Source organism: Aeromonas oralensis (genome assembly GCF_049665575.1).
Lineage (GTDB): Bacteria > Pseudomonadota > Gammaproteobacteria > Enterobacterales > Aeromonadaceae > Aeromonas > Aeromonas hydrophila.
The window spans coordinates 2,778,064-2,799,444 of record NZ_CP187186.1 but is presented as its reverse complement, the minus strand read 5'-3'; the positions used below and the strand labels follow the sequence as shown (position 1 = coordinate 2,799,444).

At 62.6% G+C, this 21,381-nt stretch carries 15 protein-coding genes; 6 read left to right on the top strand and 9 right to left on the bottom strand.

What is annotated here, in order from left to right:
- Positions 1 to 61 precede the first annotated feature (61 nt).
- The 4 genes from asnB to ACPDZI_RS12975 all read right to left on the bottom strand — a co-directional run bounded on the left by asnB (position 62) and on the right by ACPDZI_RS12975 (position 4,807).
- Positions 62 to 1,726, bottom strand: a complete 1,665-nt coding sequence (asnB, locus tag ACPDZI_RS12990) for an asparagine synthase B (RefSeq protein WP_024944497.1) — start codon at positions 1,724 to 1,726, stop codon at positions 62 to 64.
- A gap of 193 nt (positions 1,727 to 1,919) precedes the next feature.
- Complete coding sequence (locus ACPDZI_RS12985) at positions 1,920 to 2,288, bottom strand: cupin domain-containing protein (RefSeq protein WP_408755534.1); 369 nt, start codon at positions 2,286 to 2,288, stop codon at positions 1,920 to 1,922.
- Positions 2,289 to 2,413: 125 nt separating this feature from the next.
- Complete coding sequence (locus tag ACPDZI_RS12980) at positions 2,414 to 3,988, bottom strand: cation:proton antiporter family protein (RefSeq protein ID WP_276845188.1); 1,575 nt, start codon at positions 3,986 to 3,988, stop codon at positions 2,414 to 2,416.
- Positions 3,989 to 4,057: 69 nt separating this feature from the next.
- Positions 4,058 to 4,807, bottom strand: coding sequence for an HAD-IIA family hydrolase (locus tag ACPDZI_RS12975; protein ID WP_011706469.1), 750 nt, complete (start codon positions 4,805 to 4,807; stop codon positions 4,058 to 4,060).
- A gap of 214 nt (positions 4,808 to 5,021) precedes the next feature.
- Here ACPDZI_RS12975 and ACPDZI_RS12970 point away from each other — a divergent pair, with 214 nt between their 5' ends.
- A complete protein-coding gene (locus tag ACPDZI_RS12970; RefSeq protein WP_438833257.1) occupies positions 5,022 to 6,041 on the top strand; it encodes an adenosine deaminase in 1,020 nt (339 codons plus the stop codon).
- Positions 6,042 to 6,126: 85 nt separating this feature from the next.
- On the opposite strand, the gene ACPDZI_RS12965 is transcribed toward ACPDZI_RS12970, so the two are convergent.
- The 3 genes from ACPDZI_RS12965 to ACPDZI_RS12955 form a co-directional block, all read right to left on the bottom strand.
- Positions 6,127 to 7,248, bottom strand: a complete 1,122-nt coding sequence (locus ACPDZI_RS12965; protein ID WP_438833256.1) for an alkene reductase — start codon at positions 7,246 to 7,248, stop codon at positions 6,127 to 6,129.
- Between the two features lie 176 nt (positions 7,249 to 7,424).
- Complete coding sequence (locus ACPDZI_RS12960) at positions 7,425 to 8,960, bottom strand: TerC family protein (protein ID WP_438833255.1); 1,536 nt, start codon at positions 8,958 to 8,960, stop codon at positions 7,425 to 7,427.
- Between the two features lie 313 nt (positions 8,961 to 9,273).
- Positions 9,274 to 10,200, bottom strand: a complete 927-nt coding sequence (locus tag ACPDZI_RS12955) for a cation diffusion facilitator family transporter (RefSeq protein ID WP_011706465.1) — start codon at positions 10,198 to 10,200, stop codon at positions 9,274 to 9,276.
- A gap of 169 nt (positions 10,201 to 10,369) precedes the next feature.
- Here ACPDZI_RS12955 and ydiJ point away from each other — a divergent pair, with 169 nt between their 5' ends.
- The 4 genes from ydiJ to ACPDZI_RS12935 all read left to right on the top strand — a co-directional run bounded on the left by ydiJ (position 10,370) and on the right by ACPDZI_RS12935 (position 16,585).
- Positions 10,370 to 13,429, top strand: coding sequence for a D-2-hydroxyglutarate dehydrogenase YdiJ (ydiJ, locus tag ACPDZI_RS12950; protein WP_438833254.1), 3,060 nt, complete (start codon positions 10,370 to 10,372; stop codon positions 13,427 to 13,429).
- Positions 13,429 to 13,917: a hypothetical protein gene (locus tag ACPDZI_RS12945; RefSeq protein WP_438833253.1), complete on the top strand. Its 489-nt coding sequence runs from the start codon at positions 13,429 to 13,431 to the stop codon at positions 13,915 to 13,917. Before ydiJ ends, ACPDZI_RS12945 begins: the two co-directional genes overlap by 1 nt.
- Before the next feature lie 125 nt (positions 13,918 to 14,042).
- Positions 14,043 to 14,504: a hotdog fold thioesterase gene (locus ACPDZI_RS12940; protein ID WP_438833252.1), complete on the top strand. Its 462-nt coding sequence runs from the start codon at positions 14,043 to 14,045 to the stop codon at positions 14,502 to 14,504.
- A 185-nt stretch (positions 14,505 to 14,689) separates the two neighbouring features.
- Positions 14,690 to 16,585 (top strand): DEAD/DEAH box helicase, encoded by a 1,896-nt coding sequence (locus ACPDZI_RS12935; RefSeq protein ID WP_016351112.1) that lies wholly within the window; start codon positions 14,690 to 14,692, stop codon positions 16,583 to 16,585.
- 368 nt (positions 16,586 to 16,953) lie between these two features.
- On the opposite strand, the gene ACPDZI_RS12930 is transcribed toward ACPDZI_RS12935, so the two are convergent.
- Both ACPDZI_RS12930 and rnt read right to left on the bottom strand, forming a co-directional pair.
- On the bottom strand, positions 16,954 to 18,276 hold the full coding sequence (locus tag ACPDZI_RS12930; protein ID WP_076361006.1) for a Na+/H+ antiporter family protein: 1,323 nt from the start codon (positions 18,274 to 18,276) through the stop codon (positions 16,954 to 16,956).
- Between the two features lie 259 nt (positions 18,277 to 18,535).
- The gene (gene rnt / locus ACPDZI_RS12925) at positions 18,536 to 19,195 is read right to left on the bottom strand and encodes a ribonuclease T (protein ID WP_175610152.1); all 660 of its coding nucleotides are present in this window, start codon (positions 19,193 to 19,195) and stop codon (positions 18,536 to 18,538) included.
- A gap of 147 nt (positions 19,196 to 19,342) precedes the next feature.
- Here rnt and ACPDZI_RS12920 point away from each other — a divergent pair, with 147 nt between their 5' ends.
- A complete protein-coding gene (locus tag ACPDZI_RS12920) occupies positions 19,343 to 21,316 on the top strand; it encodes a methyl-accepting chemotaxis protein (RefSeq protein ID WP_438833251.1) in 1,974 nt (657 codons plus the stop codon).
- Positions 21,317 to 21,381: the final 65 nt, after the last annotated feature.

The window sequence follows — 21,381 nt, the reverse complement described above, 5'->3', positions numbered from 1 at the left end:
GAAAAAACAAAGCCCCTCGCAGGAGGGGCTTGGCATTGAGGCAAAGGAGGTCGCCGGCAGATCAGTAACCCTGCTGGTGGACGTCCATCACGGCGCGACCGGACGGGTCGGCCATCTCCTTGAACTTGGCATCCCACTCTAGCGCGGTCGGGGTGGAGCAGGCGACCGACTTGCCGTAGGGCACGGTACGGGCGGCGGACTCCAGCGGGAAGTGCTCGTCAAAGATGGCGCGGTAGAAGTAGGCCTCCTTGGTGAGCGGGGTGTTGACGGGGAAGCGGAAGGCCGCCGCCTCGAACATCTGATCCGTCACCTCTTCCTCGACCATGGCCTTGAGGCTGTCGATCCAGGAATAGCCCACGCCGTCGGAGAACTGCTCCTTCTGGCGCCACGCCACTTCGTGGGGCAGCAGATCCTCGAACGCTTCGCGCAGGATGTGCTTTTCGATCTTGCCCTTGCCGCACATCTTGTCGGCAGGCTGCAGGCGCATCGCCACATCCATGAACTCCTTGTCGAGGAAGGGCACGCGACCCTCCACCCCCCAGGCGGCCATCGACTTGTTGGCGCGCAGGCAGTCATAGAGGTGCAGTGAAGCGAGCTTGCGCACGTTCTCTTCGTGGAATTCGCGGGCGTTGGGCGCCTTGTGGAAGTAGAGGTAGCCGCCGAACAGCTCGTCGGAGCCTTCGCCGGAGAGCACCATCTTGATCCCCATTGCCTTGATGTAGCGGGCCATCAGATACATCGGCGTGGAGGCGCGGATGGTGGTGACGTCATAGGTCTCGAGGTGATAGATGACGTCCCGCAGGGCATCCAGTCCTTCCTGCACGGTGAAGTGGATCTGGTGGTGGATGGTGCCCAGGTGATCGGCCACCTTGCGGGCGGCGGCGAGATCCGGCGAGCCTTCCAGGCCGACGGCGAAGGAGTGCAGCTGAGGCCACCAGGCTTCACTCTTTCCATCGTCTTCCACCCGGCGGGCGGCATAGAGCTTGGTGATGGCAGAGATGACGGACGAATCCAGACCACCGGAGAGCAGCACGCCATAGGGCACGTCGCACATCAGCTGGCGCTTGACCGCTGCTTCCAGCGCGGCTTTGAGCTCGGCCTTGTCGCTGACGTTGTGCTCGACCGCGCCGTACTCCATCCAGTCACGTTTGTACCACTGTTTGAGCTCGCCATCCTTGCTCCACAGGTAGTGTCCCGGCGGGAAGGTTTCGACGCTCTTGCAGACCGGTACCAGCGCCTTCATCTCGGAGGCGACGTAGAAGTTGCCGTGCTCGTCGCGGCCGGTGTAAAGGGGAATGATCCCCATGTGGTCGCGACCAATCAGGTAGGCATCCTGCTCCGCGTCATAGAGGATGAAGGCGAAGATGCCGTTCAGGTCATCCAGGAAGGCGGGGCCCTTCTCCTTGTAGAGGGCCAGCAGCACCTCGCAGTCGGAGTGGGTCTGGAACTGGAAGTCGACCTTGAGGTTCTTCTCCAGCTCCTTGTGGTTGTAGATCTCGCCGTTGACGGCCAGCACGTGGGTGCGCTCGGGGTTGTAGAGCGGCTGGGCGCCATTGCCCGGATCGACGATGGCTAGGCGCTCGTGCACCAGAATGGCTTTGTCGGAGCTGTAGACGCCGGACCAGTCAGGACCGCGGTGGCGCAATCGCTTGGACATCTCCAGCGCCGATTTGCGCAGTGCGGCCGCATCGGATTTGATGTCCAGAATGCCGAAAATAGAACACATTGGCGGTAATCCTCTTGATTTTTATATGAGCCCCCCACGTTCGGGCTCGAAATTCCATTTACATTCCTCGCCAATCACAATGCCTAGTGCAAAAACCTTTTGCAAGCGGGAAAACCGCAGAAAATCATGCCGTACACGTCAACCCGGTCGGCCTGAAAAAGGGCGGCTACGGCGACCTTGGTTGACGCAGACGTCAAGTCGCGGCGGGCTCGAAGATCACATAGAGCTTGCGGCAGGGGGTGAGGGTCTCCCACTCCCCGACAAAGCCGGCCGGGATGACGAACTGATCGCCGGGTTTGAGGGGCAGTTTGCCGCCCTGGCCGTCGTGTATCACCGCCTCGCCTTCCAGCAGCTGGCAATATTCGTGCTCGGTGTAGTGGATGGCCCAGCGGCCGGGCTCGCAGTGCCAGAAGCCCACGTGAAACTGCTGGCTCGGGTCTGAGTAGTGGTTCCATACCGTCTGGAGCGGATTGCCGGCGCGCAGGCGCTCGGGGGCGGGCATCAGCGGGGTGGGGGCCGCCTCGTGGCGGTCGAGCAGGATCCAGTCGTTGAGGGTCTTCATGCTGCCTCCTTGGCAAGGGATAAAAAAACGGGGCCATCCAGGCCCGTGATTGTTCGTTTTATTAAACGATGTTGCGCATAAAGTAAACGATAGCGCCTCCCTTGCCAAGGGGGCCGCAGCCCCCGTCAGCGTGGCTGCAGCCGTTTGATGACGTGGCGGGCAAAGCCGCTGCCCGCTTCGTCGTAGACGTTGAACACCGCATCCACCCCTTGCTCTTTCAGGGAGGCGATGTCGTCCTCGAAGCGGACGATGGCGGCAATCTTGCCGGCAAAGCCGTGGCTGCGCAGTTTCTCGATGGCGTAGAGGTTGCCCGAGTGGTGGGGCATCGCCAGCAGCACCAGGTTGACCTGGTTGGAAAGCAGCACCTTGTCCCAGAAGTCGGTATCGGTGGCGTCCCCCTCGATGACGTTCATGCCCTGGGCGCGCAGGGTAGGCAGCTTCTCGCTGTCGTTCTCCACCCCGAGGATCACGGTGCCGTACTTGTTCTCCAGCTCGAAGTAGGCGCCCTGACCGATCCGTCCCATGCCGAGGATGATCACCTCGGCATCGCCGAGCTCGATGGGCCTGTCCTCCGGGTGCAGGGTGGTGGCCTGCATGCCGCGCAGCCAGTTGCCGAGCCGATGGTAAATGCGCTCGCTCTGGCCGTTGAGGGGGGCCGAGATCATGAAGCTGGCCGCCAGCGCCAGGGAGAGCGCAACCAGCCACTCGTGGGAGATCCAGCCCGCCTTGGCGGCGATGGCCGCGACGATGAGACCGAACTCCGAGAAGTTGGTGAGCGCCAGGGTGGAGAGCAGGGCGGTACGTACCCGCAGGTGGGCGCCGCTGTAGACCAGGTAGTAGAGCGCGCTTTTGAGCGGCAGGGTCAGCACCAACGCCAGTGCCAGCAACATGGTGTCGTGGGTCGGCAGGCCGTTGAGGCCGATGGTGAGAAAGAAGCAGATGAGAAACAGATCTTTGAGGTTGAACAGCGACTTGGCCAGCCCCGCAGAGGCGGGGTGGGAGGCGATCAGCATGCCGATGACCAGCGCCCCCAGATCCGGCTTGAGCCCCACCACTTCGAAACCGGCGGCCCCCACCACCAGCGCCAGGAAGATCCCGAACAGCACCTGCAGCTCGCCGTGACCGGCCCGCTCCAGCAATTTCAGCAGCAAGGGGCGCAACAGCGGCAGGCCCAGGATCCAGAGCGCCCAGATGCTGGGCCACTGACCGCTGGAGACCGCCAGGAAGGCCACCGCGAACAGATCCTGCATCACCAGCACGCCGACGGCGAGGCGGGCATAGAGGGCGTTCATGTCGCTGCGCTCCTCCAGCACCTTGACCGCAAACACGGTACTGGAGAAGGAGAGGGCAAAGCCCAGCAGCAGTGCGAGCCGCCAGTCCAGCGACATGGCCAGCGCCAGCCCGAGCCCTTTGCATACCAGCAGCACCACGGTGAACAGCAGGGTGGAGAGCAGCAGGTGCAAACTGGTAGTGCCCCAGACGTCGCGCCGCATCAGGATCTTGACGTTGAGCTTGAGGCCGATGGTGAACAGCAACAGGGTGACGCCGAGATCGGCAATTTCGTTCAGGGCCGGGGTGTTCTGATAGCCCATGCCGTTGAGCAGAAAACCGGCCGCCAGAAAGCCCAGCAAGGGCGGCAGGCCGATGAGGTTGACCAGCATGCCGCAGCCGAAGGCCACGGCGATCATGACAGGTTCCATTACGCGTCCTTCAGGGGTAACGAGGCAGACCTTGGCCTTGCGCCAGGCCGGCCCGTCAGCCGGCAGGGATCAGACGATGTCGATATCCACCACTGAATCGAAGATGTGGTTCGGCCTAAACGGCATGCGGTCGATGTCGGCCACCTTGCTCACCCCGGAGAGCACCAGCACTGTCTCGAGGCCGGCCTGGAAGCCCGCCAGAATGTCGGTGCGCAGGTTGTCGCCGATGATGATGGTGTCGTCGGAGTGGGCCTCCATCCGGTTGAGCGCCGCGCGGATGATCCAGGCGCTCGGCTTGCCGACGTAGAAGGGCTTCTTGCCGGTCATCCGCTCGATGGGGGCGCACAGAGCGCCGCAGGCCGGGTGCATCATGGGGCCGTGGGTATCCGGGTTGGTGGCGATGAAGCGGGCCCCCTGATCGACGAACTTGGCCCCCAGCTGCATCATGGTCCAGTTGTAGTTGCGGGTCTCGCCCACCACCACGAAGTCGGGGTCGATGTCGGTGATGGTGAAGCCGGCCTTGTAGAGCTCGTGGGTCAGTGCCCCTTCGCCGATCACATAAGCCTTCTTGCCATCCTGGCGCTTGAGAAAGTCGGCGGTGCCCATGGCGGAGGTGTAGAAGCATTCCTCCGGCACTTCGATCCCGGCGGAGCGGAAGCGATTTTGCAGATCTTTCTGGGTCTGGGCCGGGTAGTTGGTCAGGAACAGCAGCTTGCTGCCCTGCTCCAGCAGGCGGTGAACGAAGCGGTCGGCACCGGGCACCAGATCGTTGTTGTGCAGGATGACGCCGTCGATGTCGCAGATGACGTTTTTCTTCATGGGGACTCCTTGTGTAGGCGCAAGAGGCGGCGGAAAGTTGCGCCAACTCTCAAGATCTTCAAATAGTTATGTTGTTTTTGTGACGCCATTATAAGTCTGTTTGATGACAAGTCTCCCCCATAAACAGAGATAGGTGCACAATGAACGACAGAGGGGAGGGATCCGCTCTGCCACTGGCTGGTCCCGCTGTCTGTGAACCGATGGAGCCGTCATCATGGATAACTTTATTGCCGGTCTGCCCAAGCTGGAGCTGCACCTCCATGTCGAAGGCTCGCTCGAGCCGGAACTGATGTTTGCCCTGGGCCAGCGCAACGGCGTGGCCCTGCCCTGGCCCGACGTGGCCAGCGTGCGCGCCGCCTATGAGTTCGATTGTCTGCAATCCTTCCTCGATCTCTACTACCTGGGGGCCAGCGTGCTCATCACCGAGCAGGATTTCTTCGACCTTACCTGGGCCTATCTGGAACGCTGTGCCGCCGACAAGGTGGTGCATGTGGAGATCTTCTTCGACCCCCAGACCCACACCGCCCGCGGCGTGCCCTTCGCCACCGTGCTGGGGGGCATCGAGCGGGCGCTGCAGCGCGGAGAGCGGGAGTTTGGCATCAGCTGGCGGCTCATCATGAGCTTCTTGCGCCACCTGAGCGAGGAGGATGCCTTTGCCACGTTGGCAGAGGCCACTCCCTTCCTGTCGCGCATTCACGGCATCGGCCTCGACTCGGGGGAGCGGGGCAACCCGCCCAGCAAGTTTGCCCGGGTGTTTGCCCGCTGCCGCGAGCTGGGGTTGCCGGTGGTGGCCCACGCCGGCGAAGAGGGACCGGCGGACTACATCTGGCAGGCCATCCGGGAGCTTGAGGTTCGGCGCATCGATCACGGGGTGCGCTGCGTCGACGATCCCGATCTGTTGCGCTATCTGGCCGATACCCGGTTGCCGCTCACCGTCTGTCCCCTCTCCAACACCCGCCTCAAGGTGTTTGACAAGATGGCCCACCACAACGTGCTGGCGCTGCTGGAACAGGGGCTGTGCGTCACCATCAACTCCGACGATCCCGCCTATTTCGGCGGCTACATGAATGCCAACTTCCACGCCCTGGCCCATGAGCTGGGGGCCAGCATGAACCAGCTCTGCCGCTTGTCACTGAACGCGGTGGAGGCGAGCTGGCTGAGCCTGGCCGACAAGGCGCGGCTGACCCGGGAGATCAGAAGCTACGCCGCCTGCTACGGGGTCAGCCTCCATTAGCCTGCGGCGCCGGCAAGCATGACAGGCAAAAAAACGCGCCCACCATCTCTGGTGGGCGCGTTTTTTATGCCTGGGCGGGTGTGACTCAGGCCGTGTGGGGCTGGGCGGCCGCCTGATAGGCCGGGTAGTCAATCAAGCCCTTTTCGCCGCCGCCGAACAGGGTGGCCGGATCGTGAGGGGCCAGCGGATAACCGTGGCGCAGCCGCTCGGGCAGGTCGGGGTTGGCCACGAAGGGGCGACCGAAGCCTATCATGTCGGCCCAGCCCGCCTCTAGCGCCGCCCGGGCACGCTCGCCATCATATTTGCCGGCATAGATGAGGGTGTTGGGGAAGGCGTCGCGCAGCCCCTGCTTGAAGCCCTCCGCCATCAGCGGGGCATCGTCCCAGTCCGCCTCGGCGATGTGCAGATAGACCACGTCGAGCCGGCCCAGCAGGCGGGCGGCGGCCAGGTAGGTCTCCTGCGGGTTGGCATCCACGGTGCCGTTGAGGGTGGTGAGCGGCGCGAGGCGCACCCCAACCCGGTCAGCCCCGATCTCGCTGCAGACCGCCTCGGTCACCTCTTTGAGGAAGCGCAGCCGGTTTTCCAGCGAACCGCCATAGCCGTCGGTGCGGGTATTGGACTCGGAGTCGAGGAACTGGTTGATGAGGTAGCCGTTGGCGGCGTGCAGCTCGATGCCGTCAAAACCTGCCAGCATGGCGTTGCGAGCCGCCTGGCGAAACTGCCCCACTACCGCGTCGATATCGGCCTGGGTCATGGCACGCGGGGTGACGGTTTCGACAAAACCAGGGGCATCGCTGCCGTTGTCGACGAATACCCGCACCCCTTTCGCCTGAATGGCGGAGGAGGAGATGGGCTGGGCACCGCCGAGGTTGTCAGGATGGGTGACCCGGCCCACGTGCCAGAGCTGGGCGAACATGGTGCCGCCCTTGGCGTGGACGGAGTCGGTCACCTGCTTCCAGCCAGCCACTTGTTCGGCGCTGTGGATCCCCGGCGTCCAGGCGTAGCCCTTGCCCATGGGGTCAATCTGGGTGCCTTCGCTGATGATGAGGCCGGCCCCGGCGCGCTGGGCGTAATAGGTGGCCATCATGGCATTGGCCACGTCACCGGGCTGGCTGGCGCGGGAGCGGGTCATGGGGGGCATGACGATGCGATTGTTGAGGTGCAGCTGGCCGAGACGCAGGGGGCAGAACAGGTGATCGTGGTGCATGGTGAATTCCTCATGGTGATGATGGGCTCACTCTAGTGCCGGTATCCCTTGCGAAAAAGAGGGGTAATTGCAGAAAAGAATTGCGCTGATGGCAGCAATGGTGAAAAGAGGGGGGCGCCTGAATAAAAAAGGGGGCCAGCAAGGCCCCCTTTTTCAGCATGGTTCACGCAATGGCGTCAGGCCTCCAGCGGCATGACGCGCACCCGCTCGATGCGCCGCTCGCTCACCTCGACTACCTCGAAGCCGAGCTGCTGCAGTTGCAGCTGCTGGCCCGGGGCGGGCAGGGTGCCGAAGTGGGAGAGCAGCATGCCGGCCAGGGTCACGTACTCGTCGCTCTCGCTCACCAGCCCTTCGTGTTCCAGCACCTGCTCCACGTGGTGGATGTTGGTGCTGCCGTTGATGAGCCAGCCTTCCCCATCGCGGATGATGTCTGGCGTTTCGTCTTCATCGGGCAGCTCGCCGACGATAGCCTCCAGCAGGTCGTGGGTGGTCACCAGCCCCTGGATCACGCCGAACTCGTCGGCCACCAGGATGAGGCTGCCCTTCGCCTGGCGCAGCTCCGCCAGCAGCTTAATCACGTTGATGGTCTGCGGCACTATGATGGGGTCGTTCTGCCTGGCGAGCTCGCTCAAGGATTGCCCTTCGTTGAGGGCAAACAGCAGGTCGCGCGCCTTGACCACCCCGATCACCTCGTCCAGATCGCCGTCACAGACCGGGAACAGGCTGTGGGGCTCCTGCTGCAGCAGGGTGCGGATCTCGTCGTTGGAGTCGTTGACGTCGATCCAGGCCATTTCGGAGCGCGGGGTCATGATGGTGCGGATGGAGCGTTCGGCCAGCGACAGCACCCCGGTCACCATGTAGCGCTCCTCCTCGCCAAAGCTTACCGGCTGGGCGGCGGGGGCGTCCAGATCGTCGTCCGGCCGGTCCTGATACGCCTTGCTGCCCATCAGCTTGAAGATGGCGGCGGTGGTACGCTCGCGCAGGGGCTGCTTGGCTTCGTGGCGCTCGGCACTGCGCTGGGAGAGCTGGTTGAAGAATTCGATCAGCACCGAGAAGCCGATGGCTGCGTAGAGGTAACCCTTCGGAATATGGAAGCCAAACCCTTCCGCCACCAGGCTAAAACCGATCATCAGCAGGAAGCTCAGACAGAGTACCACGACTGTGGGGTGGGCGTTGACGAAGCGGGTCAGCGGCTTGGAGGCGAGCACCATCACCAGCATGGCGATGGTCACGGCCGCCATCATGACGCCGAGGTGTTCCACCATGCCGACAGCGGTGATGATGGAGTCCAGCGAGAAGATGGCATCCAGCACCAGGATCTGGGTGATCACCACGCCGAAGCTGGCGTAGACGCCGACCGGCCCGTCTTCGGGCGGCTTGGCTTCCAGCCGCTCATGCAGCTCGGAGGTGGCCTTGAACAGCAGGAACAGGCCGCCCCCCATCAGGATCAGGTCCCGACCGGAGAAGGGGTGATCCCACAGGTGCAAAATGGGGGTGGTCAGGGTGACCAGCCAGGACATCACGCTCAAGAGCCCCAGGCGCATCAGCAAGGCCAGTGACAGACCGATGACGCGGGCCTTGTCCCGCTGGGCGGGGGGCAGCTTTTTCACCAGGATGGCGATGAAGACCAGGTTGTCGATCCCCAGCACGATTTCCAGGACGATCAGGGTAAACAGACCGATCCAGATGTGGGGATCCAGCAGCAATTCCATGTAGTGACCTCAATAAAAAACAGACAGAGCAGAGAGTAAGCACGGCGTACGATGGCCGCAGTGACAGCAAGGCAATGGCGTTATTCAGAGGCGCTGATTAAGCAGATAAAGATAGGCTTTGACGGGAAGAAACGAAGGGCAACTTCGGGGATTGTCCATGATGGGCAATAAAACCTCGGGTTAAAAGTGAGCCCTGATGATAACGGGAATCCCGTATTTGGCAAGAGGGGGCGGGCAGCACAGGGGGAGGCGCGCTCGCCCAGCGGGGCGACAGGAGCGGGCGGAGCTTGCCAGGCAAGCCCCGCCGTGCGGCTTACAGCCAGCGTTTCTCGCGGGTGAAGCAGACCGAGAGCCAGGCATCCCCCAGGGTATCGCCGAGGCGAGACCAGAGCTCCTGGCGCAGGGCATCCTGGCGCTCGACGGGCCACTCCTGGCCGGGTGCTACCAGAATGTTGAGTTCGAGATCGAAGCGGCGACCGCTTTTCGCCAGATGGCTGTAGCACTCGATGCCATGGCGCAGGCGCAGGGCCTCGACTTCGCTTGCCACCAGCCGGGAGACATCCCCCTTGGGGGCGATCTTCAGCACTTCCCGCAGGTTGCGACCGAGCACCTTTATGGGAATGAGGGTGGCGCACAGGGCCAGCAGCGAGACCAGTACCGGGTCTATGTAGCGGTTGTAGTGGCCGTAGCCGATGGCATCGAGGCCGATGGCGACCACGAAGCCGATGAGCAGGGTGGTGCTGAGCAGGGTGTCGACCAGCCACTCCTTGGAGTCCACCCGCACCAGCTCGGAGTTGACCCGCTCGGCCACGTCGGCTTCGACCCGGTAGATGATGCCGCAGAAAAAGGTGGAGACGACAGCATAGATGAGGGCGTGGCCGAGATCGATCTCCCGTCCGCCCGCCAGCAGGGTAGTGAGGCCGTTGTAGAGTGCCGCCAGGCAGAGCAGCAGAATGATGGTGCCGTTGATGACGTTGGCGATGGGCTCGAAGTGGGCGTAGCCGTATTGAAAGCGGGCGTCGGAGGGACGGGTAACCAGGTAGGCGGTGATGAGCCCCAGGCCCGTCATGCCCATGCTGAACAGGGTGAAGATGCCGTCCAGCATGATGGCGTTGGAACCGACGAACAGGCCATAGCCGATCCCGAAAATGGCAAAGGTGATGCAACCAAACAGCGACAGGGTCAGCGCCTGTTTTTCGGTGCGAATAAGCGTACTGATAACATGGCTGTAATGAGCCATAAAAGTCCTCCTTTCAAATGGTGAAGATTGCGCGCGCAAGCGGTTTTCTAGCTGATATACTGCCCGCTCACATGTGAGCGGACTGGTTCGGGGGCCCGCGAAGAGGCTGGCCCGAACGGTCGTTGTCGCCGGAGTTCCGGCATCAAGCAAAGGAAGGGAACAAGGATTCATGATCCCGAGACTCGATTACCAGGACAGTTTGTCACCTACAACCCTGCAGTTTCTTGAGTTGCTGGCGCGATCAGCATTTCGTGGTGATATCGAAAAGTCTTATGCAAGCCGGTTGGCGATGGCGACGGATAACAGCGTCTATCAGGTAGTACCTCAGGCGGTTCTCTATCCGCGCAGTGCGGATGATATTGCGGTGATGCTCAAGCTGGCCCAGGGGCCCGAGTACGCGACCTTGAGTTTCTTCCCTCGCGGCGGCGGTACCGGCACCAATGGTCAATCCTTGGGCGGCGGCATTATCGTCGATCTCTCGCGCCATATGAACCAGATCCTGGAAATTAATCTGGAAGAGGGCTGGGTGCGGGCCCAGGCCGGGGTGGTCAAAGATCAGCTCAACGCCTATTTGAAGCCCCACGGCTACTTCTTCTCGCCGGATCTCTCCACCTCCAACCGCGCCACCCTGGGGGGCATGGTCAACACCGACGCCTCGGGGCAGGGCTCGCTGGTATACGGCAAGACCTCGGATCACGTGCTTGGCCTCAAGGCCGTGCTGGAAAACGGCGATCTCATGGCCACCGAGCCGCTAAGTGGCGAACGGCTTGCTGACAAGCTGGCGCTCGAGAACCGCGAAGGGGAGATCTATCGCACCCTCTATCGCATCGGCCGCGAGCGGCGCGCCGACATCGAGGCTACCTTCCCCAAGCTCAACCGTTTTCTGACCGGTTACGATCTCAAGCACCTCTATCAGCCCGATACCGACACCCTGGACGTCAGCAGGGTGCTGTGCGGCTCAGAAGGCTCCTTGGGCTTTATCACCGAGGCCAGGCTCAACATCACCCCCATCCCGCGCTACCGGACTTTGGTCAACGTCAAGTACGACAGCTTCCCCTCCGCCCTGCGCAATGCCCCCTTTATGGTCGAGGCCCAGGCGCTGTCGGTGGAGACGGTGGACTCCCGGGTGCTGGGACTGGCCCGCGCCGACATCATCTGGCACTCGGTCAAAGAGTTCATTCAGGAGGTGCCCGGCAAGGATCTGCAGGGGCTCAACATCGTCGAGTTTGCCGACACCGACGAGGATGAGCACAAGGCCAAGGTGGCCGAGCTGTGCCGGCGCATCGATGGCCTGCTGGCCAAGGGGGAGGCGGGTATCATCGGCTATCAGGTGTGCAACCACCTGGCCAGCATCGAGACCATCTACGCCATGCGCAAGAAGTCGGTGGGGCTGCTCGGCAATGCCGAAGGGCGCAAGAAGCCGGTGGCCTTCACCGAAGACACCGCCGTGCCGCCGGAGTCGTTGGCGGACTTCATCATGGAGTTTCGTGCCCTGCTGGATGCTCACGGCCTTGACTACGGCATGTTCGGCCACGTCGATGCCGGGGTGCTGCACGTGCGTCCGGCGCTGGACTTGTGCGATCCCGAGCAGGAGGTGCTGCTGCGGCGCATCTCCGATCAGGTGGTGGCGCTCACCGCCAAATATGGCGGCCTGATGTGGGGCGAGCACGGCAAGGGCTTTCGCTCCGAATACAGCCCCGCCTTCTTCGGCGAGCTGTGGGAGGAACTGCAACGGGTCAAGGGGGCGTTCGACCCCGCCAACCGCATCAACCCGGGCAAGATCTGCATGCCTTATGGCAGCGGCGCCGAGCTGGTGTCGGTGGACGGGCCCAAGCGCGGCAAGTTTGACCGCCAGATCCCGCTGGCGGTGCGCACCAGCTATACCCGGGCGCTGGATTGCAACGGCAACGGTCTGTGCTTCACCTTCGAGACCGACTCCCCCATGTGCCCCTCGGTCAAGATCAGCCGCGATCGCCGTCACTCCCCCAAGGGGCGAGCCGGCCTGATGCGCGAATGGTTGCGCCAGCTGGCAGAGCAGGGCTTCGATCCGCTGAGTGAGGAGGTGGCGCTGCAAAGCGGTGGTCTGCGCTTCAAGCAGATTGTCGACAAGTTTCGCAACACGGTGGCCCGCGCCCGCGGCCAGTATGACTTCTCCCACGAAGTGATGGAGGCGATGGAGGGGTGTCTGGCGTGTAAAGCCTGCACCAGCCAGTGCCCCATCAAGGTGGATGTGCCCACCTTCCGTGCCCGCTTCATGCAGCTCTATCACAGCCGTTATCTGCGCGGCCCCAAGGATTACTTCGTCGGCACGGTGGAAAGCTATGCCCCTTTGCTGGCCAAAGCACCGAAACTAGTCAACTTCTTCCTCGAGAAAGAGTGGGCCCAGAAGGCGACCGAGAAGAGCATCGGCATGGTGGACGTGCCGCTATTGAGCGTGCCGACCCTGGCCGAGGAGCTGCGCGACCATCGCGCCCGCTATTTCGACCTGCCGGGTCTGGAGGCCATGAGCCCCGAGCAGCGTCAAAAAGTGGTGCTCATCGTGCAGGATCCCTTCACCAGCTATTACGACGCCCCCGTGGTGCGTGATCTGGTGAAGCTCGCCAGCAAGCTCGGCCTGCAGCCCTATCTGCTGCCGTTCAAGCCCAACGGCAAGCCCCAGCACGTGAAGGGTTTCCTGCGCGCCTTCGCCCGTACCGCAGCCAGCAGCGCCCAGTTCCTCAACAAGGTGGCGGCGCTCGGCATCCCCATGGTGGGGGTCGATCCCTCCCTGGTACTCTGCTATCGGGACGAATACGTGAAGGCGCTCGGCCCCGCCCGTGGCGACTTCCAGGTGCTGCTGCCCCAGGAGTGGCTGCTCTCCTTGCCGGTCGAAGTGTTGCCGGTGCGAGAAGCTGACGCCGGCGCCGAGCCCTGGTATCTGTTTGCCCACTGCACCGAGAAGACCACCAAGCCGTCGACCCACGGTGACTGGAGCACCCTGTTCCGCCGCTTCGGTGCCACCTTGCAACCGGTGTCGGTGGGCTGCTGCGGCATGGCCGGTACCTATGGCCACGATGCCAAACAGGTGGAAAACTCCAAGGGCATCTATGGCCTGAGCTGGGCCGAGCCTCTGGCTCGCCTGCCGCAAGCCCGTTGTCTGGCCACCGGTTATTCGTGCCGCAGCCAGGTCAAGCGGATGGAGGGGGAGAAACTCAAGCACCCGCTGCAGGCCCTGCTGGAACTACTCTGATGCTGACCCTGCCCAAGCGGTTTCGGGTGCCGCAAGCCTATCGGCACCCGCACTTCCTGCTGCTGCCGGTCAACCCGACCCAGGCAGTGGTGGAGTTCGTCGCCATGCTGCGCGAGCGCGAACAGCTTCATCAGCTGTTTCGCCCGGACGATGTGTGGCCCTCCGCCAATTTCAGCCTGAGCCAGCACGAGGCCGATCTGGAGTGGCAGCACTCCGAATTTCTGGCCAAACGCTCCTTTGCCTATGGCCTCTGGAGCCCGGCGCGGGAGCCCGAGTTCTGGGGTGGGGTTTACCTCTACCCCTCGGTGCTGCCGGAGGTGGCGGTAGAGCTCTTCTTCTGGAAGGTGGCCGAGGCGCCGCTCACCGATGTCGAACTGGAGGCTGAACTGCGCGCCTGGCTCGGCAAGGTGTGGCAGTGGCCCGCGCCGCGCCTGCCGGGGCGCGACCAGCTCTGGTCCGAGTGGCCAGGGGTGACCTATCCCTGGTGAGAGTCAACCTCGATGCAAGATGCCCGTGCGTGGGCATCTTTTTTTTGCTCCTTTTTCGCCGACACTGCTGGTTTGCCGCTACGGCGCATCGATAACCCGTTGATCACGCAAGGAGTCCGCGCACCATGAGTCAAGAAAGCAGCCCTATCTGGCGCAAGCCCATGAGCCTTGAAGGGCTTAACGCCAGCTCCCGCAACACCCTGATGGCCCACCTCGACATCGTCTATACCGCCTTTGGTCCCGACTGGCTGGAGGCCACCATGCCGGTGGATCACCGAACCCATCAGCCGCTTGGCATGCTGCACGGCGGCGCCTCTGTGGTGCTGGCGGAGACGCTGGGATCGCTCGCAGCCAACATGGCGGTGGGAGCGGAGAGCTACTGCGTGGGGCTGGAGGTCAATGCGAACCACCTGAGGGCCAAGCGGGAAGGGGTGGTGACTGGGCGCTGCAGCCCGCTGCATCTGGGGACCACGACTCAGGTGTGGCAGATAGAAATTCGGGATGAACGTGGTCGTTTATTGTGCTCCAGCCGGTTGACCATGGCGGTGCTCAAACACAAGCGGGACAAGGACTCCCGCGAGGAGTGATCCGCAATAACGCACTATGTGTGCAAAATAAGCAAGCCATAGTCGCGAGATCCCTCTATAATTGCCAACGTCTTGAGATGCCTATCACATTTTTCAAGACAGCAGAACAAAGTGGCGCTATAATCGCCGCCTTTTTGCTATTCCGCGGTGTTAGCCGCCTGCCTTAATCTGGAAGAATCGAATCTATGTCTGATACCGAACAACTGCCCCTTTTTAGTGAGCTTGGACTGGCCGCGCCTGTACTGAAAGCGCTGCAGGACGTGGGCTATGAGCGCCCGTCCCCCATCCAGGCCGCAGCAATTCCCCACCTGATGGCGGGCCATGATCTGCTGGGGCAGGCGCAAACCGGTACAGGGAAGACCGCTGCTTTTGCCTTGCCTCTGTTGTCTCGTCTGGAAGCTGGTAACCGCAACACCCAGATCCTGGTGCTGGCTCCGACCCGTGAACTGGCTCTGCAGGTGGCTGAAGCGTGCCAACGCTATGCCCACCACATGCCTGATTTCCACGTGCTGCCCATCTACGGCGGCGCCTCCTACGAAACCCAGACCCGCGCCCTGCGCCGCGGTGCTCAGGTTGTCGTGGGTACCCCGGGCCGCGTGATGGACCTGATCCGTCGCAAGAACCTGGACCTCTCCGGCCTGAAAGCCCTGGTGCTGGACGAAGCGGACGAGATGCTGCGCATGGGCTTTATCGACGACGTGGACTGGATCATGGAACAGTGCCCGGCCGGTCGTCAGGTTGCCCTGTTCTCCGCCACCATGCCGGAGCAGATCCGTCGTGTGGCCCAGAAGCACCTGAAGCAGCCCAAAGAGATCAAGATCGCCTCCAAGACTGCTACCGCCACCACCATTCGCCAGCGTTACTGGCAGGTGACCGGTCTGCACAAGCTGGACGCCATGACCCGTCTGCTGGAAGTCGAACCCTACGAAGCCCTGCTGGTGTTCGTACGCACCAAGAACGCCGCCGAAGAACTGGCTGGCAAGCTGGCAGCCCGTGGTCATGCTTGTGAAGCGCTGCACGGTGACATCCCGCAGAAGCTGCGTGAGCGTACCGTCGACAAGCTGCGTCAGGGCCAGCTGGACATCCTGATCGCCACCGACGTGGTTGCCCGTGGTCTGGACGTTGAGCGCATCACCCACGTGGTGAACTACGACATCCCCTACGACACCGAATCTTACGTTCACCGTATCGGCCGTACCGGCCGTGCCGGTCGCAAGGGCGAAGCCATCCTGTTCGTGGCACCGCGCGAGCGTCGCATGCTGCGCGCCATCGAGCACGCAACCCGTCAGGCCATCGAGCCGATGAAGATGCCGAGCACCGAGGACATCAACCAGCACCGTCTGGCCAAGTTCAAGGAGCGCATCCGCGAAACCATGATGGGCGAAGAGCTCGAGATCTACGTGAACCTGGTGAACGAGCTGATCGAAGAAGATTCTGCCGATCCGCTGGAGCTGGCTGCCGCACTGGCCAAGCTGGTACAGGGTGACCAACCGCTGCTGCTGGATGACTCCATTCCGGATCCGGTGTTCAACGCCGGCAACGATCGCGGTGGTTTCGAGCGTCGTGACTTCAACGACCGTGGTGGCCGTGATTTCGCCGACCGTGGCGATCGCCCGGCTCGTCGCATGCCTTCCCTGGAGCCGCGTCCGCTCAAAGACAACCCGGACGTGGAGATGGAGCGCTACCGCGTCGACGTGGGTGCCCATCACGGCGTCAAGCCGGGCCAGATCGTGGGTGCCATCGCCAACGAAGCGAACATCGAGAGCCGCTTTATCGGCAACATCGACATCGCCGATGACTTCTCCACCGTCGATCTGCCCAAGGGCATGAGCGCCGAAGTACTGGAAGTGATCAAGAAGGCCCGCGTCTGCCAGCGTCCGCTGCAGATCAGCCGCTACACCGAAGTGCCGGCCGGCAGCAATACTGCTCCCCGTCCGCCTCGTGGTGATCGTCCGTTCCGTGGCGACCGTCCTTTCAACAAGGATCGCCGTCCGCAGGGTGACCGTCCCTTCAACAAGGATCGCCGTGAAGGCGGTTTCGACAAGGGTCGCAAATTCGGTGGCAAGCGCCGCGACAGCTAAACCCTGACTGCTAGCTAAAAAGGCCGCTCATCGAGCGGCCTTTTTGTTGCCTGTCGTTCATCCAGGCGACGCCGCAGCGCCACATGGGTGGGTGATATGGATGGGTACGTCCATGGCACACCCTTGATATCACTGATGGGTCGGCCTGACATCGTCCTGGCTGTGTGGGGATGTGGCAGGGAAGAACAGATAAACGCAGGGTAGCGGGGGTTGCGAGCCACTCCCGCATAAATAGGGAAGGATGCAGCAGCAAGAGCAGGCAGGGAGAGGCGCCCGGGCTCGTCTGTCCCGGTCTATGCCACGCGATGAAGGTAGCAAAAAGGCGACCTTGGGGTCGCCTTTTATGTTTATGCATCTATCTTGGGGGCTTAGAGCACCATGGCGGCAATCCAGCCGAAGATGATGAGCGGGATGTTGTAGTGGATGAAGGTGGGCACCACGCTGTCCCAGATATGGTCGTGCTGGCCGTCGGCGTTGAGGCCCGAGGTGGGGCCCAGAGTCGAGTCGGAGGCGGGAGAGCCCGCATCTCCCAGGGCGCCGGCGGTCCCTACCAAAGAGATGGTCGCCAGGGGGGAGAAGCCGAGGTGGATGCACAGCGGTACATAGATGGTGGCGATGATGGGCACGGTGGAGAAGGAGGAGCCGATCCCCATGGTGATGAGCAGGCCCACCAGCAGCATCAGGAAGGCGGCCAGTCCCTTGTGGCCGGCCATCATGCCGGAGACGGCCTGTACCAGGCTTTCCACCCCGTGAGTCTCTTTCATCACGGCAGCGAAGCCGGCGGCGGAGATCATGATAAAGCCGATGAGGGACATCATGCGCACACCCTGGGTGAAGGCATCCTGGCTCTCGCGGAACTTGATGACACCCCCACAGGTGAAGATGACGAAGCCGGCCAGTGCCCCCAGCACTATGCTGTTGGTCATCAGCTGCAGCCCCAGCGCCACGGCGATGGCCAGCAGGGCGACCCAGATGTGGTTGAGGTTGAGATCGACCGTCTCCGGTTCGGCGGCCAGGATCTGCTCCAGGTCATACTGGCGCGGCTTGCGGTAGCTGAAGAAGACGGCGATCAGCAGGCCGACGAACATGCCCAGCACCGGAATGGCCATCGCCAGCGGCAGCTGGCTGTGCTCGACCGGCACGCCGTTGTCGATGAGGTTCTTGGCCAGGATGTTGTTGAGGAAGATGCCGCCAAAGCCCACCGGCAGCAGCATATAGGTGGCGGTCAGGCCAAAGGTGATGACGCAGGCCACCTGACGACGGTCGATCTGCATCTGGGCCATGACGTGCAGCAGCGGCGGGATCAGGATGGGAATGAAGGCGATATGGACCGGGATCAGGTTCTGAGAGGAGATGGAGACCCCCAGCACCGAGCTGAGCAGCAAGGCCTTGACCCAGAGGATGCGTGAGCTGCTGGCATCCTTGCCGAGTTGGCTGATCACCTTGCGCGCCAGCAGATCCGTGATGCCGGAGCGGGAAATGGCGACTGCGAAGGCTCCCAGCATGGCGTAGGAGAGGGCGATCTCGGCGCCGCCACCCAGGCCACCGCTGAAGGTGCTGAGGGTCTGCTCGAGGGAGAGACCGCCGATCAGGCCGCCGACGATGGCGCCGATGGCGAGGGAGACCACCACATTGATCCGCAGCAGGCTGAGCACCAGCATCAGCGCCACCGCGATAACAACAGGATTCATTTGATTTCCTTATAGTATGTGTTGCTGTCTGTCGTGTGAAAGGCAGTTAGTTTGCGAAAAATGTGACAAATGTCGAGTAAAAAATCAGGTGAATGGCCTATCTACAGCATTCCCGGCGGTTCAGCCTCAAAGAAGGGTCTTGAGAGGTAAAAAACGGTGCTGGATGGGCCTTTTTTCGACACTCTGGTCAAACCAGATGGCTTCGCCAATGGCGCAAGAGAAGAGGCTGCCGTGGCAGCCTCTTGAGAAGGGGGCGTCGTTATTCGTTGGCGTCGTCGGCCGCCTCGTCCGGGTGGGCCGGGGGCCAGCCACCCAGACTCTTCCAGCGGTTGACGATATGACAGAACAGCTCGGTGGTGCGCTCGGTGTCGTAGAGGGCGGAGTGCGCCTCTTTATTGTCAAACGGAATGCGCGCGCTCTGGCACGCCTTGGCCAGCACCGTCTGGCCCAGCGCCAGGCCGGAGAGGGCGGCGGTGTCGAAGGTGGCAAATGGATGGAACGGATTGCGCTTGAGGCCGGCCCGCTCGGCGGCGGCCATGACGAAGCCGTGATCGAAGGTGGCGTTGTGGGCCACTATGATGGCGCGGCTGCAATCCTGCTCCTTCATCCCCTTGCGGATGCCCTTGAAGATCTCGGTCAGCGCCTCTTTCTCGCTGACGGCACCGCGCAGCGGATTGAAGGGGTCGATGCCGGTGAACTCCAGCGCCGCTTTTTCCAGATTGGCCCCTTCAAACGGCTCGACATGAAAATGGAAGATCTGGTCGGGTACGAGCCAGCCCTGCTCGTCCATCTTGAGGGTATAGGCGGCGATTTCCAGCAAGGCGTCGGTTCTGGCATTGAACCCGGCGGTTTCAACATCGATGACGACGGGGTAAAAGCCACGAAAACGGCCCTTGAGGGTGTGAACAGCGTCGGTCATGGTATCTCGGTCGGCGTGAAATGAGGCGGCATTATGGCAAAAAAGCCGGCCTTTGTCCCTCATCGGCCGCATTGGTGCGGTGGCCGATTCTATTATCGACACTCGGACTTATAATTGACCACTTCAACAATGGAATGGGGAGCAAGGATGAAGAAGCTGGGATTGGCGCACAAGATGTTGCTGGTGGTCTGCCTGCCACTGCTGGCCTTGCTGTTCTTCTCCGGCCGATACGTCTATGAGCGTTATCGGGTCGAGCAGGAGATGAGTCAGGCCCAGGCCGCACTAGAGGTGGTACGGGAGGCGGCGCAGCTGGCCCACGAGCTGCAAAAGGAGCGCGGCATGTCGGCCGGCTTCCTGGGTTCCGGCGGCAACAAGTTCCGCGATGCCCTGCCGGCGCAGCGCAAGCAGGTCGATACCCTGCTGCAGCGCTTTCGTGAGGATCCCGCCTTGCTGGCGCTCAAAGAGGTGCAGCAGGAGCTGGCCGGGCTCACCGCCATGCGCGAGCGGGTCAGTGCACTGGGGGTCGAGGTGGCGGAGCAGGTCAGTTTCTATACCCGGATGATCACCCAGTTGCTGGCGGTGGTGGATCGGATCAGCATCAATAGCCGGGATGCCACCATAGCGCTGCAGACCAATGCCTATGCCGCCTTTTTGCAGAGCAAGGAGCGGATGGGGCTGGAGCGGGCAACCTTGAGCAACGTGTTCGGCCGTGACGGCTTCACGCCGGCGCTGTTGCAGCAGTTCATCTCCCTGTTGGCGGCCCAGAATACCTATCTCGAGCGTTTCCAGGCGGTGGCGAGCCCCTCCCAGCGCCAGTTGTTGGCCGACAGCCTGGCCTTGCCGGTAGTGAGCAAGGTGGCCGACATGGAGAAGCTGGCGCTGGACAAGGCAGCCAGCGGCGGCTTCGGAGTGGATGCCGAAGCCTGGTTTGCCCTGAGCACCGACAAGATCAGCCTGCTCAAGGAGAGCGAAGACCGCCTCTATCAGCAGCTGTCCGAGCGGGTGGATCAGATGCGGGCGAAGAGCGCCAGCGACTTCTGGTGGGCCGCCACCGGAGTCCTGCTGTGCGTGCTGCTCACCAGCTTCGTCTGCTGGCGGGTAGTGCGGGATCTGCATCTGGGCTTCATGGCCCTGCACCATACCTTCAAGCGGCTGGTACAGGAGAACGATCTGACGGTGCGGGTCAACTGGCGATCCGGTGACGAACTGGGGGCATTGTCGCGGGATCTGAACCACTTCCTCGAACATCTGGAAGGGCTGATGCTGGCGGTGCGCCGCTCCTGCGAGGTGCTGGCCCGCAGCGCCGCCGCCTCGGCCAACGTCATTGCCGACGTCAACGCCGGGGTGGCCAAGGGATTTGGTCAGGTGGATCTGGTGGCGACAGCCGCCACCGAGATGGCCTCGACGGTGGCCGAGATCGCGCGCAACGCGACCCAGACATCGCTCGCGACCCAGCAGGCCATCGGCCGGGCCCGGCAGGGTGATAAGGAGGTGGATCAGACCATCGATGCCATCCAGCAGGTCGCGGGCACCTTGAGTGATACCCAGCAACTGGTGGACAGCCTACATCAGGACACTGAGTCGGTGGGCGAGGCGCTCAATCTCATCAAGCAGATCTCGGATCGCACCAACCTGCTGGCCCTCAACGCCGCCATCGAGGCGGCCCGCGCCGGCGAATCCGGTCGCGGTTTTGCGGTGGTGGCGGAAGAGGTGCGGGCGCTGGCGTCGCGCACCCAGCAGGCCGCCGACGACATAGAGCGGATGCTGGTGCGGCTGCGGCAGGGGGCCAATCAGGCGGTGACTGCCATGCACCTGGGGACCGAGCAGGCGGGGCTGAGTGTGACAGAGGCCAAGCGGGCGGGCAGCGAGCTGACCGACATCGTCAACGAGGTGCGCAAGGTGAGCGACATGACCGCCCAGGTGGCCACCGCCACCGAGGAGCAACGCTATGTCACCGACGACATCCAGCACAACGTGATGACCATCCGTGAGGTGTACGAGGCACACCGCCTGCACTCGGAAACCCTGCAGCAAAACAGCGCCGAGCTGGATCTGCTGGCGCGGGAGCTGGCGGGGCGCATCGCCCGCTTCAAACTGATGGACGCTACCTCGACCCACTGATCGGTTTGCCCTAAAGCTTGTCCTGCCCCTGCCGATATCTAACCTGAGATCGTGTGGAGGGCAGG

Coding starts and splice junctions, on each gene's coding strand:
- asnB (WP_024944497.1), bottom strand. CDS start 1,726: ATGTGTTCTATTTTCGGCATTCTGGACATCAAATCCGATGCGGCCGCA.
- ACPDZI_RS12985 (WP_408755534.1), bottom strand. CDS start 2,288: ATGAAGACCCTCAACGACTGGATCCTGCTCGACCGCCACGAGGCGGCC.
- ACPDZI_RS12980 (WP_276845188.1), bottom strand. CDS start 3,988: ATGGAACCTGTCATGATCGCCGTGGCCTTCGGCTGCGGCATGCTGGTC.
- ACPDZI_RS12975 (WP_011706469.1), bottom strand. CDS start 4,807: ATGAAGAAAAACGTCATCTGCGACATCGACGGCGTCATCCTGCACAAC.
- ACPDZI_RS12970 (WP_438833257.1), top strand. CDS start 5,022: ATGGATAACTTTATTGCCGGTCTGCCCAAGCTGGAGCTGCACCTCCAT.
- ACPDZI_RS12965 (WP_438833256.1), bottom strand. CDS start 7,248: ATGCACCACGATCACCTGTTCTGCCCCCTGCGTCTCGGCCAGCTGCAC.
- ACPDZI_RS12960 (WP_438833255.1), bottom strand. CDS start 8,960: ATGGAATTGCTGCTGGATCCCCACATCTGGATCGGTCTGTTTACCCTG.
- ACPDZI_RS12955 (WP_011706465.1), bottom strand. CDS start 10,200: ATGGCTCATTACAGCCATGTTATCAGTACGCTTATTCGCACCGAAAAA.
- ydiJ (WP_438833254.1), top strand. CDS start 10,370: ATGATCCCGAGACTCGATTACCAGGACAGTTTGTCACCTACAACCCTG.
- ACPDZI_RS12945 (WP_438833253.1), top strand. CDS start 13,429: ATGCTGACCCTGCCCAAGCGGTTTCGGGTGCCGCAAGCCTATCGGCAC.
- ACPDZI_RS12940 (WP_438833252.1), top strand. CDS start 14,043: ATGAGTCAAGAAAGCAGCCCTATCTGGCGCAAGCCCATGAGCCTTGAA.
- ACPDZI_RS12935 (WP_016351112.1), top strand. CDS start 14,690: ATGTCTGATACCGAACAACTGCCCCTTTTTAGTGAGCTTGGACTGGCC.
- ACPDZI_RS12930 (WP_076361006.1), bottom strand. CDS start 18,276: ATGAATCCTGTTGTTATCGCGGTGGCGCTGATGCTGGTGCTCAGCCTG.
- rnt (WP_175610152.1), bottom strand. CDS start 19,195: ATGACCGACGCTGTTCACACCCTCAAGGGCCGTTTTCGTGGCTTTTAC.
- ACPDZI_RS12920 (WP_438833251.1), top strand. CDS start 19,343: ATGAAGAAGCTGGGATTGGCGCACAAGATGTTGCTGGTGGTCTGCCTG.